The organism is Salinihabitans flavidus, from assembly GCF_900110425.1.
Lineage (GTDB): Bacteria > Pseudomonadota > Alphaproteobacteria > Rhodobacterales > Rhodobacteraceae > Salinihabitans > Salinihabitans flavidus.
Map to the genome: position 1 here is coordinate 92,437 of NZ_FODS01000013.1, position 13,014 is coordinate 105,450.

The 13,014-nt window shown below is 65.6% G+C and carries 13 protein-coding genes and 1 tRNA gene; 5 read left to right on the forward strand and 9 right to left on the reverse strand.

Annotation, left to right across the window (positions count from 1 at the left end):
• Positions 1 to 91 precede the first annotated feature (91 nt).
• On the forward strand, positions 92 to 562 hold the full coding sequence (locus BMW66_RS11730; RefSeq protein WP_175483226.1) for a nuclear transport factor 2 family protein: 471 nt from the start codon (positions 92 to 94) through the stop codon (positions 560 to 562).
• A 34-nt stretch (positions 563 to 596) separates the two neighbouring features.
• On the forward strand, positions 597 to 1,466 hold the full coding sequence (locus tag BMW66_RS11735; protein WP_093118692.1) for a class I SAM-dependent methyltransferase: 870 nt from the start codon (positions 597 to 599) through the stop codon (positions 1,464 to 1,466).
• Positions 1,467 to 1,654: 188 nt separating this feature from the next.
• On the opposite strand, the gene rlmH is transcribed toward BMW66_RS11735, so the two are convergent.
• The 7 genes from rlmH to BMW66_RS11770 all read right to left on the reverse strand — a co-directional run bounded on the left by rlmH (position 1,655) and on the right by BMW66_RS11770 (position 8,531).
• Positions 1,655 to 2,125: a 23S rRNA (pseudouridine(1915)-N(3))-methyltransferase RlmH gene (gene rlmH, locus BMW66_RS11740; protein WP_093118734.1), complete on the reverse strand. Its 471-nt coding sequence runs from the start codon at positions 2,123 to 2,125 to the stop codon at positions 1,655 to 1,657.
• Positions 2,126 to 2,162: 37 nt separating this feature from the next.
• Entirely contained in the window at positions 2,163 to 2,543 is a 381-nt protein-coding gene (gene rsfS / locus BMW66_RS11745; RefSeq protein ID WP_245729462.1) for a ribosome silencing factor, read from the reverse strand.
• 177 nt (positions 2,544 to 2,720) lie between these two features.
• The gene (locus BMW66_RS11750; protein WP_093118696.1) at positions 2,721 to 3,602 is read right to left on the reverse strand and encodes a branched-chain amino acid aminotransferase; all 882 of its coding nucleotides are present in this window, start codon (positions 3,600 to 3,602) and stop codon (positions 2,721 to 2,723) included.
• A gap of 14 nt (positions 3,603 to 3,616) precedes the next feature.
• A complete protein-coding gene (lpdA, locus tag BMW66_RS11755; protein ID WP_093118698.1) occupies positions 3,617 to 4,990 on the reverse strand; it encodes a dihydrolipoyl dehydrogenase in 1,374 nt (457 codons plus the stop codon).
• 4 nt (positions 4,991 to 4,994) lie between these two features.
• Complete coding sequence (locus BMW66_RS11760) at positions 4,995 to 6,266, reverse strand: dihydrolipoamide acetyltransferase family protein (protein ID WP_093118700.1); 1,272 nt, start codon at positions 6,264 to 6,266, stop codon at positions 4,995 to 4,997.
• A gap of 1 nt (position 6,267) precedes the next feature.
• On the reverse strand, positions 6,268 to 7,281 hold the full coding sequence (locus BMW66_RS11765) for an alpha-ketoacid dehydrogenase subunit beta (protein WP_093118702.1): 1,014 nt from the start codon (positions 7,279 to 7,281) through the stop codon (positions 6,268 to 6,270).
• A gap of 2 nt (positions 7,282 to 7,283) precedes the next feature.
• Entirely contained in the window at positions 7,284 to 8,531 is a 1,248-nt protein-coding gene (locus tag BMW66_RS11770) for a thiamine pyrophosphate-dependent enzyme (RefSeq protein WP_093118704.1), read from the reverse strand.
• A 166-nt stretch (positions 8,532 to 8,697) separates the two neighbouring features.
• On the opposite strand from BMW66_RS11770, the gene BMW66_RS11775 reads away from it, so the two are divergent.
• From BMW66_RS11775 to BMW66_RS11785, 3 genes are all read left to right on the forward strand, one after another.
• Complete coding sequence (locus tag BMW66_RS11775) at positions 8,698 to 9,159, forward strand: Lrp/AsnC family transcriptional regulator (protein WP_093118706.1); 462 nt, start codon at positions 8,698 to 8,700, stop codon at positions 9,157 to 9,159.
• A gap of 151 nt (positions 9,160 to 9,310) precedes the next feature.
• The gene (locus BMW66_RS11780; protein WP_093118708.1) at positions 9,311 to 10,291 is read left to right on the forward strand and encodes a TAXI family TRAP transporter solute-binding subunit; all 981 of its coding nucleotides are present in this window, start codon (positions 9,311 to 9,313) and stop codon (positions 10,289 to 10,291) included.
• Positions 10,292 to 10,402: 111 nt separating this feature from the next.
• Positions 10,403 to 12,649 carry a TRAP transporter permease gene (locus BMW66_RS11785; protein WP_093118710.1) on the forward strand — a complete coding sequence of 749 codons (2,247 nt, stop codon included), beginning with the start codon at positions 10,403 to 10,405 and terminating at the stop codon, positions 12,647 to 12,649.
• A 49-nt stretch (positions 12,650 to 12,698) separates the two neighbouring features.
• On the opposite strand, the gene BMW66_RS11790 is transcribed toward BMW66_RS11785, so the two are convergent.
• Together BMW66_RS11790 and BMW66_RS20760 are read right to left on the reverse strand one after the other, a co-directional pair.
• Positions 12,699 to 12,774, reverse strand: a tRNA-Trp gene (locus tag BMW66_RS11790).
• 143 nt (positions 12,775 to 12,917) lie between these two features.
• The coding region (locus tag BMW66_RS20760; RefSeq protein WP_139196161.1) for an EF-Tu C-terminal domain-related protein at positions 12,918 to 13,014 on the reverse strand (97 nt) is incomplete at its 5' end.

Here is a 13,014-nt window from a genome sequence, read left to right on the forward strand (position 1 = left end):
CGGAAATGGACCGATGGTGCCGAGTCTCGCACTTATCCTGATCGCCCTCAACCGCCAGACTTCCCGGAGCAACGAAACACGGGAGACAACGATGAAACACTTGGCAAGCATGACCCTGATCGCGGCGGGCCCTGCGCTCGCGGTGGCACTGACGCAATCCGGCGCGGCTCTCGCCAATCCCGACGAGCGGCAAGCCATCGACGACAGGCTGCAGCAGTACGAGGCGCGCTTCAACGAGGAGGATGCCGTTGCCCTGTCCGAACTGTTCGACGAAGAGGTCGTCTACTACGGGCCGCTCGGGAAAATCTTCGAAGGCCGCGCCGCGGTGGAGGAACGCTACAGGCAGAACTTCGAGGCCGGTTTCAGCGACATGACCGTCGAGACGATCGAAATCGAAGTCATTGGCGACACGGCGTGGGATATCGCCCGCTACACGATCACGAACCCGCAAGGCGAACCGCTTGAAGGTTATCACCTAGCGATCCTCGAAAAGGTGGATGGCGACTGGATCGTGCAGCGCACCCTCGTCAACGCCGTGATACCGGAGCCGCCGGCGCAATGATCCGCGCCCCCGATGTTCAAGGGAGACCACAGACATGACAACAGCAACGATGCAAGAGGCCAGCGAATACGTCGATTTCTGGAACCGGGTGCTCGTTCCCAAGTTCATTCGCTTCCGGCACATTCTCGCCGAGGGGACATCGAACCACAGCGATCAGGTGCTGCCGACTCTCGGCCTTGAGGAAGGCGACAGGGTCGTCGACATCGGCTGCGGGTTCGGGGACACGGCAATCGAACTGGCCCGTCGGGTCGGCTGGTCCGGCGCCGTTCTCGGCATCGACTGCTGCGACGCCTTTCTCGACTTTGGCCGGCGCGAGGCTGCGGCCGCCGGAATCTCCAACCTGACCTTTGTGGAGGCGGACGTGCTGACGCATCGGTTCGAGCCGGTCCACGATGCCTGCTTTTCGCGCTTCGGGACACAATTCTTCGAGAACCCTGTCGCCGGATTGCGCAACATGCGCGCGGCACTCAAGCCGGGCGGCACAATGACAATGATCGTGTGGCGCGCGCTGGAGGACAACCCGTGCATGAACCTGCCGAAACAGGTGATCCTGCGGTTCCTTCCCGCGCCCGAGGACGACGCCGACACCTGCGGCCCCGGCCCGTTCTCGATGGCGGACCAGTCCGTGGTCAGGCGGCAACTCGAAGCGGCCGGCTTCGAGGCGATCGCGTTCGAGCGCGTGGACGCGCCGGTGGTGATGGGCAAATCGCTCGACGATGCCGTGGACTTTCAACTCGCAATCGGACCGGCGGGCGAGATCTATCGCGAGGCGGGCACAATTGCTGAGCAGCGCCATGAAGACATCGTCGCCGCCCTGAAGCGCGAACTCGCCCCTTTCGAAAGGCCCGAAGGCATCGTCATGTCCTCCGGCTCGTGGAAGGTGACGGCGCGCAATCCGCGCTGACTGCGCGCGACGGCCAAGAGCTTTGTCCCGCTATTCACCCGATCTCAACCTGTGTGACGATTTCCCTAAGATCGCCCTGTTAACTGGGCGGATCCGGGGCCACCGGCACCGACGCGATACCGACAAAATACCGACGTTTTACCGCATGGGGATTTGCCGCGTTAACAAGGACTTGGGGTGAGTCGCCCCTACAGGCGGTGATAGGGGCTTCCCGCCAGGATCGAGGCGGCGCGGTAGAGTTGTTCGCTGAGCATCACGCGGGCGAGCATATGCGGCCAGACCATCCTGCCCAGCGACAGCGCCGCGTCGGCCCCCTCGCGCAGCTCCGGCGCAAGGCCGTCCGCCCCGCCGATGACAAAGGCCACGTCGCCGCGCCCCTCATCGCGCCAGCGCGCCAGCATCTGCGCGAACTCGGGCGAGGACATGACTCGCCCCCGCTCATCGAGCGCGCAAACCACAGCGCCGCCGGGGATCGCGCCCTGCAAGAGCGCGGCCTCCGCCGACATGCCGCCGCCCTTGCGGTCCTCGACCTCATGCAGGCGCGCCGGGCCGAGGCCAAGCGCCCGCCCGGTCTTGTCGAACCGTGTAAGGTATTCATCAAAAAGGTCTTTTTCGGGGCCAGACCGCATCCGGCCCACGGCGCAGACATGCACCTTCAGAGACATCCGCTCTCTCCGCGCCGCAAATGCCGCCGGCTCAGGCCATGCCCGCCGGCATCCACATCTTCTCAAGCTGGTAGAACTCGCGCACTTCGGGCCGGAAGACGTGGACGATCACATCGCCCGTGTCGATCAGCACCCAATCGCCGGTCTGCTTGCCCTCGACCTTGCTCGCCCGGCCGAACTCCTGCTTGAGCCGATCCACCAGCTTCTCCGACATGGACGTGACCTGCCGCGAGGACCGGCCCGAGCAGATCACCATGTAATCCGCCATGGCCGATTTGCCGCGCAGGTCGATCTGCACGATGTCCTCGGCCTTGTCTTCTGTCAGGGAAGAAAGGATGCGGTCCAACAGCTTCTCGCTTGTCGTATCCGCCCCGGCTGGCTCTCGCCGGGTATCGTCAGCAGCATGTGCCACGTCAGTATGTAAAGACAGAGATCTGCCCTCCTTTCCGCGCACCGCAAAGCCCCGGTGCCGGGCATGGACTCAATGTAGCATCGCCTCGGCGAATTCTCAATGAGCAGACGCGCAGTTACCCCATCCCGCACCGCTCCGCCAGCCCTTTCCGGCGGTCTTGTGCCGATATGCGCGGCTTCAGGCCGCCTCGTGCCGATGGGCGCAGGACCACGCGAAATCCCAATACAGCGCACGCGCCCGCCGCGTCACCGGCCCGATGCCCAGATCGCGCGTCTCGAACCGCGACACCGGCATGACCTTGGCGATGTTGCCGGTGGCGAAAATCTCTTCCGCCGCGTGGAAATCCTCCACGCGAAGCGTGGTTTCGACCACCTCCACCCCATCCTCGCGCAGAAGGCCGATCACCCGCTGCCGCGTCAGCCCGTTGAGAAAACAGCCCGTCGGCTCCGGCGTGAAGACGACCCCGCCGCGCACCATGAACACGTTGGTGGAGGCCGTCTCCGCCACGTTCCCGTCGATGTCGAGCGACAGCGCGTTGGAGAACCCGCGCTTGCGCGCATGGGCCATGATCCGGGCGTTGTTGGGATAAAGAGAGCCGGCTTTCGCCTCGGTCAGCGCCATGTCCTGCCGCGGCCGGCAATAGGGCGACACGGTGAGCGAGAACCCCTCGATCGGCGGCATCGCCATCTCCTCGATGCAGACAGCGAAGGCGGTGGACTCGGGGTCGAGGTCGATCACCCCGCCCGCGCTGTCGCAGGCCCACATCATCGGCCTGATATAAAGCTCCGCGTTCGGCGAAAAGCGCGCCGCCCCCTCCCGCACGATGTCGGTCAGGGCCGGCCCGGTCGTGTTCGGCACCATGCCAAGCGCCTCCGCGGACCGGATGAGACGGGCGCAATGCAGGTCGAGATCGGGCATCACGCCCTCGAACATGCGCGCCCCGTCGAACACCTGGCTGCCAAGCCAGGCCACATGGTCGGCGGCCCGGATGATCGGCTGATTGCCGTCCTGCCACGCGCCGTCGAACCACGTCAGCACCCTGCCTTTTCCGACTGCCATACCCTTGCTCCTTCTCAGATGTGCAGCGCCGCGCCCAGCCCGCCCATTGCGGCCTCCTGCACGGTTTCGCCCAATGTCGGATGGGCGTGAATGGTCTCTGCGATGTCGGTGAGCGTCGCCGCCATCTCAAGCGCCAGCGCGAATTCGCCCGCCAGTTCCGACACCCCTGCGCCCACCGCCTGAAGACCAAGGACAAGCCCCGTGTCGGGAGCATGAACCACCCGCACGAACCCGTCCGTCCGCTCCATCGTCAGGGCCCGGCCATTCGCCTGAAACGGGAACTGGCTAACCTCCGCGCCCTCGACCTCTCCGGGCAGAGCGCCGACGACGACCACTTCGGGATCGGTGAAGCAGACCGCCGCGACCGCGCGCTTGTCCCAGCCCACCGAATGGCCCGCAAGATGTTCGGCCACCAGCTTGCCCTGCGCGATGGCCCGATGGGCCAGCATCGGCGCGCCGGTCACGTCGCCGATGGCATAAACGCCGCGCATCGATGTGGCGCACACCTCGTCGATGCGCAGGAACGGCCCGTCGCGCGACAGCCCCAGATCGCCCAGCCCGAACCCGTCCAGCACCGGCCGCCGCCCCACCGTCACCAGCACCTTGTCGGCAGGCAATTCGGTGACGTTGCCCGCCGTCTCCACCATGAGCGCGCCCGCCTCGCTCAGCCCGGTGGCCGTCGCCTCCAGATGCAATTCCACGCCAAGCGCCTCCAGCCGCGCGGCAACGGGTTTCGTCAGCGCGGCGTCATATTGCGGCAGGATACGTTTTTCGGCTTCCACCACCGCGACCTTGCTGCCCATCTTCGCAAACGCCGTGCCAATCTCCAGCCCGATGTAGCCGCCCCCCACCATGGCAAGCCGCTCTGGCACCTCGCGTAGCTCCAGCGCCTCGGTCGATGTGATCACCTGCCCGCCAAAGGGCAGCGCGGGCACCTCCACCGGCGCCGCGCCCGTGGCGATGACAAGGCTCTCGCAGCGGATGCGCAGCGGGCCGTCCTCGCCCTCGACAACCACGGTCTTGCCGTCCTCGACGCGGGCGCGCCCGGCGACATGACGCACGCCTGCCGCCTTCATCAACCCGGCCACCCCGCCGGTCAGGCGCTGCACCACGCCGTCCTTCCACTCCTGCGTCTTTCCCAGATCGAGCGTCACGTCGCTGGAGGAAATGCCAAGCGGCCCCTCCGCCGCGCCCGCCATCCGGAAAAACTCGTCGGCGGTATGGATCAGCGCCTTGGACGGGATGCAGCCCACGTTGAGACAGGTGCCCCCCGGCGCCTCCTTCTCCACCACCACGGTATCGAGGCCAAGCTGCCCCGCGCGGATCGCGCAGACATAGCCGCCCGGCCCCGCCCCGATGATCAGCACCTGACACGTCAGATCGCGCATGGCCTCAGTCCTCCATGAATATCAGCGCCGGGGTTTGCAACAGCGCCCGCATCCGCTGCACGAACACCGCCGCGTTCCAGCCGTCGATCACCCGGTGGTCGAAGCTGGCCGAAAGGTTCATCATCCGGCGCGGCACGAACCCGTTGCCGTCCCAATGCGGGCGTGTGGCGATCTTGTTCACGCCCAGAATGGCCACCTCGGGATGATTGATGATCGGCGTTGTGGCAATCGCCCCCAGCGGCCCCAGAGAGGTGACGGTGATCGTCGATCCCGTCAGGTCATCACGCGTCGCCTTGCCGTCGCGCGCCGCCTGCGACAGCCGCGCGATCTCCGCCGCCGTCTCATAAATCCCCATCGCCTCCGCGTGGTGCAGCACCGGCACCATCAGCCCGCCGTCTGTCTGCGTGGCGATCCCGGCATGAAGCGCGTTGTGCCGCGTGATCACCCCGGCCTCGTCGTCGAAATGCGCGTTCATCTCGGGGTGATCCTCCACCGCGCGCGCCAGCGCCGCGACGATGAACGGCAGGATCGTCAGCTTCGGCTTGTCGCCGCGCGTGTCGTTCATCTGCGCCCGAAGCTCCTCCAGCGCGGTGACATCGACCTCCTCGACCACGGTGATATGGGCGATGCGCTGATTGGCCAGCGCCATGCGGTCCGCGATCCGGCGGCGCAGGCCGATCACCTTCACCTCCTGCGCGCCCGAGCGCCGTGCCCTGGGCGCCCGCCCGCCGGTGGGCACGGCGAACACCGCATCAAGATCGTCATGGGTGATCCGCCCCGCCGGGCCGGTCCCGGCCACCTGCCGCAGGTCGATCCCCGCCTCCCGCGCGCGCGCCCGCACCGCCGGCGCGGCCAGCGGCCTGACGCCCTCGGGACGCGGCGCGCCCACCTGCGCGGGGCGCGGGGCGGCGGGCCGTGTCGGGGTGTCGGGAGCGGGACGCGCCTCCATCTCCTCCGGCTCCGTCTCAGGCTCCCGCGTCGCGGTCGGCGATTCTTCGGGCGCGGGCGGCTCCTGCGCCTCGGGGTCCACCTCCTGATCGGTCTCGATCCGCACCAGCTCGGAGCCGACAGCGATCCGCTCGCCAATCTCGCCGCCGGTCCAGACCACCTTGCCATCGCAAAGCGACGGGATTTCCACCGTGGCCTTGTCGGTCATCACCGCGGCAAGCACGTCGTCCTCGCGCACCATGTCGCCGGGCTTGACGTGCCATTCGACAAGCTCCGCCTCGGTCACGCCCTCGCCCACATCGGACAGCTTCACGCTCACGGTCTGCATGTCACGCCTCCATCACCCGGGCGATCCCGCGCGCCGCGCGCTTCGGCCCCGGAAAGTAGTCCCATTCCTGCGCATGCGGATAGGGCGCGTCCCAGCCCGTCACCCGCACGATGGGCGCCTCAAGGTGCCAGAAACAGGCCTCCTGCACCTCCGCGATCAGTTCGCCGCCAAAGCCCGACGTGCGCGTCGCCTCATGCAGCACCAGACAGCGCCCGGTCTTCTCCACGCTCGCGCGGATCGTCTCCAGATCGAGCGGCAGAAGCGTGCGCAGGTCGATGATCTCGGCATCCACCCCGGTGTCGCGCACCGCGCGCTCGGCCACGAAGACCATCGTGCCATAGGCCAGGATCGTCAGCGCCGCCCCCTCGCGGCGCACCGACGCCTTGCCAAGATCGATGCGGTAATACTCCTCGGGCACATCGCCCGCCGGATGCTGCGCCCAGCCCTGCGATGTCGCGGTGTGATCGCCGTCGAACGGCCCGTTATAAAGCCGCTTGGGCTCGAGGAAAATCACTGGATCGGGGTCTTCGATCGACGCGATCAAGAGCCCCTTGGCGTCATAAGGCGTGGAGGGCTGCACCACCTTGAGCCCGGCAACATGGGTGAACAGCGCCTCGGGACTCTGGCTGTGGGTTTGCCCGCCATAGATGCCGCCGCCCGTCGGCATCCGGATCGTCAACGGACAGGTGAAATCACCATTGGAGCGGTGGCGGATGCGCGCCGCCTCCTGCGTGATCTGGTCATAGGCGGGATACATGTAATCGGCGAACTGGATTTCCGCGCAGGGCCGCATCCCCTGCGCCGCCATGCCGATCGCCATGCCCGCGATGGCGCTTTCGTTGATCGGCGTGTCGAACACCCGCTCTTCGCCGTATTTCTTCTGCAACCCCTGCGTGCAGCGGAACACCCCGCCGAAATAGCCGACATCCTCGCCAAAGATCACCACCCGCTCATCACGTGCGAGCATCACGTCCATCGCGCTGCGCAGGGCCTCGATCATCGTCATCGCCGTCATGCTCAGACCCCCATGTCCTGCCGCTGCCGGATCAGATGCGGCGGCATCTCGGCATAAACCCCCTTCAGGATCGAGGCCGACGACATCGGTTGCGGATCGACCAGCGTGCCGTGGCTCTCGACCTCCTTCTGCACCGTGCGCACCTCGTCGGTGATCTGCGCCTCCGTCTGCGCGTGGCGCTCCTCCGACCATGCGCCGCGCGCGATCAGATGGGTCTTCAGCCGCTCGATGGGATCGCCAAGCGGCCACGACCGGGCCTCGTCCTTGGGGCGATAGGCGCTCGGATCGTCAGAGGTGGAATGCGCCGCCACGCGATAGGTGAACCACTCGATCGCCACCGGCCCATGCCCCGCGCGCACCCGCGCCACGGCCCATTTCGCCACGCCCAGCACCGCGAGGTAGTCGTTCCCGTCCACCCGCAGCGCCGGGATACCATAGCCACGCGCCCGCGACGCATAGGTCCGCGCCCCGCCAAGCGCCTCGCCGGTATAGGTGGAAATGGCCCATTGGTTGTTCACGATATTGAGGATCACCGGCGGCCGGTAGGTCGAAGCCGTGAGCAACCCGCTGTGATAATCGTTTGAGGCCGTCGCCCCGTCCCCGATCCAGCCGGCCGCGATCTGTCCGTTGCGCGTCAGCGCGTTGGCCATCGCCCAGCCGACCGCCTGCACATACTGCGTGCCCAGATTGCCCGAAACCGAGAAATACCCATAATCGCGCGCCGAGTGCATGATCGGCAACTGCCGCCCCTGCAACGGATCGAAATCGTTCGAATAGATCTGCCCCATCAGGGCTTCGAGCGGATAGCCCGCCGCCACCAGAAGCGATTGCTGCCGATAGGTGGGAAAATTCATATCTCCCGCCTGAAGCTGCCGCTGGAACCCGACGCCGATGGCCTCTTCGCCGGTGCATTGCAGGTAGAAGGATGTCTTGCCCTGCCGCTGCGCATTGAGCATCCGCGTGTCGATGGCGCGCGTTCTCATCATGTCGCGCATCCCGTCGAGCAACGCCTCGTCGCTCACCTGCCCCACATAATCGGCCCAGGGGCCGACCGCCTCGCCCGCATCGTTCAGCACCCGGATCATTCCGTTCGCATAGGGGCGCGAGGCGATGGAATCGATCTCTGGCGGCGGCACGTCGAGCGCGCCCGCCTCCGGTATGTCGAGGCTTGAGAAATCCGCGCGCTCACCGGGGCGCGCGGGCGGATGCGGAAACGTCAACCTCGGGCCGTCTTGCTGCTTCTCACTCATGCCGCTGCTCCCCTTCCGGCAGGGCCCGCTCCGGCCTGCCTTCGGGTCGATGATACGGGAACACCGGCAAAATGTTCTTTTGAAATTCAGCGATCTGTTCAAAATTTCTTGAGATCGTTCGGAACTTGCGGGATCTTTCGAAAGATAATTCGCCACAGGACACCCAATGACGAACATTCCCGAAATCGACCGCCGCATCCTCAGGGAACTGCACCGCGACGGACGCCAGCCCAACGCACAGCTTGCCGAACGCGTGGGCCTGTCGGCCAGCCAATGCTGGCAGCGCGTGCGCAAGCTTGAGAAATCGGGCCTGATTCAGGGCTACACTGCCCGCATCAATCACGACGCCCTGGGCGCGCCGGAAACCGCGCTGGTGGAGATTTCGCTGGAACGCAACGAAGGCTATCAGCTCGAGGATGTGTGCAGACGCCTCGCGCAATTCCCCGAAGTGCTGGAGGCGCATATCACCTCTGGGGAGTTCGACGTGTTCATCAAGGTCGCGGTCAGCGGCACGCGCGGGTATGAGCAGTTCCTCAAGGACAAGCTCTACTCCATCGCCGGAATCCGCCATTCCCGCTCGGTCTTCTCGCTGCGCTGCTACAAGAGCGAAACCAGCTTCGTGCCATAACCACAGCAACCCGCAAAAGGCCGGGGCCCACACCCCATAGACCGGCGAGACAGCATCGCCTTCTGTTTCATCCTTCCCTTGATCGCCCGAAAGCCCTAGTTTCGAAGGCGGTCGCACAGAGTGACGGCCGCAAAACCTGGAGGAGGAAACAATGACACTATCCAGAATCGCTGGCATCGCTGCCATGCTGATCGGCAGCACCGTCGCCGCGCAGGCGCAAGATCGCTCCGACTGGCCCTCGAGCTTCACCGTCGGCACCGCGAGCCAGGGCGGCACCTATTTCGCCTATGGCTCTGGCTGGGCCAACCTTGTCGCGGATGAGCTGGGCATGTCCGGCGGCGGCGAAGTGACAGGCGGGCCGATGCAGAACATGGCCCTTGTCCACACCGGAGAGGCCGCCTTCGGCATGACGACGATGGGTCCGGCGGCGGAATCGCTGGGCGGCACGAACCCGATCGCGCCGGGTCTGGAAATGGATATGGCCTGCGCCATGTTCCCGATGTACCAGACGCCCTTCTCGGTCACCGCGCTCAGCTCCTCGGGGATCGAATCGATTTCCGACATCCCCGACGGGGCCAAGATCGGCTTCGGCCCGGCGGGCTCCACTTCGGACACCTACTTCCCGCGGATGCTGGAAGAGCTTGGCGTCAACTTCGATCGCCGCAATGGCGGCTGGACCGACCTTGGCGGGCAGTTGCAGGATGGCCTGCTCGACGTGATCGCTTTTGCCGCGGGCATCCCGATTCCCGCCGTCAGCCAGCTTGAGGTGCAGACCGACGTGAACATCATCGAGTTCACCGAGGAGGAACAGGCCCAGATCCTGGAGGCGTTCCCCGTCTCCGAATTCACGATCCCGGCCGACACCTACACCTCGCTGGACGAGCCGGCGCGCGCCGTGTCGATGTGGAACTTCGCCATCGCCAATTGCGATCTGCCGGAAAGCTTCGTCTACGAGGCCACGAATGTGGTGATGTCGGACAATGACCGGATGGTGGCCATTCACCGCGCGGCCCGCTCCACCACGCCCGACAACTGGGACAAGAACAAGGTTCTGATGTGGCACCCCGGCGCGGCCCGGTGGTTCAACGAGAACGGCGCCAGCATCCCCGACGACATGATCCACGGCAACTGATCGGCCGGGCGACCCTGAAACGGGTCTGATCAAGAGCCGCGCCCCCCTCGCCGGGGCGCGGTCCTCCGCAGGCGGCAAGCGACATCGAATCGCAGGTAAGGGACATTCGCCATGAGCACGCAAACCGAGGACACCGATACCGGCAACGACGCGCCCCTTGTCGTGGAAAACGTGGATGTGGACGTGGACCCGATAGAGGCTAACCGCCGCCTGTTCGAAGGGTCCGGCGCAAATGTCGTGGCCGTGGCCGCGATGCTCTACGCAATGTTTCACATGGCCGCCCTGAACGGTCTGTCGATCTCGAACATGACCGGCGGGGTTGTCGATATCGGCTTTCTGCCGTCCTTCCCGCTCGAGACATGGAATTTCCGCATCGTTCATATCGCCGGGGCGCTTGCGCTCGGCTTCACGCTTTACGGCGCGCGCAGCTTTGCCGAAAGCGCCCGCGATGAAACGCACACTCTGCGCTATATCGCCTATATCCTGATGATGCCCGCCATCGTGTCCCTCGCGGCGGCGATCTCCTTCCAGATGGAGATTGCCAGCGGCGTGATGTGGAACGGCATGGATGCGCGCATCCGGTTCAACGAGACGTGGTGGTTCGGCGTGCCGCTTCTGGTGGCCACGGTTGGCGGCATCGTCGCCTCATGGTTCCACAAGCGTCAGCGCCACGGGTTCTCGGCCCCGGATCTGGTGCTGCTGGTCTGTGCCGTGGCGGTGGCGACCTACCTGATCACCATTTTCGGCACGTTGATGCGCAACTCCACCGGCACGCCGTTCGCCCCCATCGGCATGTCGCTGGCCGCGATCGCCGGCAGCCTTCTGATCATGGAACTGACCCGCCGCGTGGCGGGTCTGGCGCTGGTGATCATCTCGGTGGTGTTCCTGATCTACGTCTTTGTCGGGCACTACCTGCCCGGCTTCCTGAACTCGCCTCGCATAAGCTGGCAACGGTTCTTCAGCCAGGTCTACACCGACGCGGGCATCCTCGGCCCGACAACGGCGGTCTCCTCGACCTATATCATCCTGTTCATCATCTTCGCGGCCTTCCTGCAATCCTCGCGCGTGGGGGAGTATTTCGTCAATTTTGCCTTTGCCACGGCGGGCCGATCGCGGGGCGGCCCTGCCAAGGTCTCCATCTTCGCCAGCGGCCTGATGGGCATGATCAACGGCACATCGGCGGGCAACGTGGTGGCGACAGGCTCGCTCACGATCCCGCTGATGAAGCGCGTGGGCTACAACCGCAGAACCTCCGGCGCGATCGAGGCCGCGGCCTCCACCGGCGGGCAGATCATGCCGCCGATCATGGGGGCCGGCGCCTTCATCATGGCCGAGATCACCGGCATTCCCTATGTCGAGATCTCGCTGGCCGCCATCATCCCCGCGATCCTCTATTTTCTCTCCATCTTCTTCATGGTCGATTTCGAGGCGGCCAAGCTGGGAATGCGCGGCATGCGCAGCGACCAGTTGCCCAAGCTGGGTGATCTCATGCGCAAGGTCTTCCTGTTCCTGCCGATCATCATCCTGATCGCCGCGCTTTTCATGGGCTATTCGGTGATCCGGGCCGGCACGCTGGCGACGGCCTCCGCCGCCGTGGTGTCCTGGCTCACGCCCTATCGCATGGGCCTTTTCAGCATCGGCAAGGCGTTCGAAACCGCCGGTATCATGTCGATCCAGATCATCGCGGTCTGCGCCTGCGCGGGCATCATCGTCGGCGTCATCTCCCTGACCGGGGTGGGCGCGCGCTTTTCAAGCCTGCTGCTCGGGCTCGCCGGGTTCAGCCAGCTTCTCGCGCTCTTCTTCGCCATGTGCATCGCCATCATGCTGGGCATGGGCATGCCCACCACCGCCGCCTATGCGGTGGCCGCCTCCGTGGTGGCGCCGGGTCTCGTGAACCTCGGCATCCCGCAGCTCACGGCGCATTTCTTCGTGTTCTATTTCGCGGTGGTCTCGGCCATCACGCCGCCCGTGGCGCTGGCCAGCTATGCGGCGGCGGGGATTTCCGGGGCCAACCCGATGGAAACCTCCATCGCGTCGTTCAAGATCGGGATCGCGGCCTTCGTGGTGCCGTTCATGTTCTTCTATTCCTCGGCCATGCTGATGCAGGGGACATGGTTCGAGATCGCGCATGTCTTCGTCTCGGCGGCGGCGGGGATTTTCCTGCTCGCCTCCGGGGTGCAGGGCTGGTTCTTCGGGCCGGTGGCGGCATGGCTGCGCGTGGTGCTGATCGCGGGCGCTCTGGCGATGATCGCCGGCGGCTTCGTGACCGATGCCGTGGGGCTTGCCGTGGCCATTCTGGCCTTCGTGGTGCAAAAACGGATTGTCCGGCCCACCGATCTGGTGCGCGGCTCGGACTGACGCGGACCGCCGCGCCAACACCCCGCAGCGGGCGCAATGTCGCAAGGAGTGGCAGGGGCACCAGGACTCGAACCCGGGACCTACGGTTTTGGAGACCGTCGCTCTACCAACTGAGCTATACCCCTATGACCGGGTGCCGGATTAGGGCACCTGCCGATCCAGTGCAAGGTTCTTTCGCGCAATTCCCGCAATTTCTGCGACCGCGCGCGCGGGCCGAACGAAAAAGACCGCCCCGAAGGGCGGTCTTTGCATCTCTATGGTCCCGTGATCACTCAAGGATTTTGGACACGACGCCGGAGCCGACGGTGCGGCCGCCTTCGCGGATGGCAAAGCGCAGCCCGTCTTCCATGGCGATCGGCGCGATC

Coding starts and splice junctions, on each gene's coding strand:
- lpdA (WP_093118698.1), bottom strand. CDS start 4,990: ATGCGCGATCTGACGTGTCAGGTGCTGATCATCGGGGCGGGGCCGGGC.
- BMW66_RS11730 (WP_175483226.1), top strand. CDS start 92: ATGAAACACTTGGCAAGCATGACCCTGATCGCGGCGGGCCCTGCGCTC.
- BMW66_RS11750 (WP_093118696.1), bottom strand. CDS start 3,602: ATGGCAGTCGGAAAAGGCAGGGTGCTGACGTGGTTCGACGGCGCGTGG.
- BMW66_RS11760 (WP_093118700.1), bottom strand. CDS start 6,266: ATGCAGACCGTGAGCGTGAAGCTGTCCGATGTGGGCGAGGGCGTGACC.
- BMW66_RS11785 (WP_093118710.1), top strand. CDS start 10,403: ATGAGCACGCAAACCGAGGACACCGATACCGGCAACGACGCGCCCCTT.
- BMW66_RS11765 (WP_093118702.1), bottom strand. CDS start 7,281: ATGACGGCGATGACGATGATCGAGGCCCTGCGCAGCGCGATGGACGTG.
- BMW66_RS11780 (WP_093118708.1), top strand. CDS start 9,311: ATGACACTATCCAGAATCGCTGGCATCGCTGCCATGCTGATCGGCAGC.
- BMW66_RS11735 (WP_093118692.1), top strand. CDS start 597: ATGACAACAGCAACGATGCAAGAGGCCAGCGAATACGTCGATTTCTGG.
- BMW66_RS11775 (WP_093118706.1), top strand. CDS start 8,698: ATGACGAACATTCCCGAAATCGACCGCCGCATCCTCAGGGAACTGCAC.
- BMW66_RS11770 (WP_093118704.1), bottom strand. CDS start 8,531: ATGAGTGAGAAGCAGCAAGACGGCCCGAGGTTGACGTTTCCGCATCCG.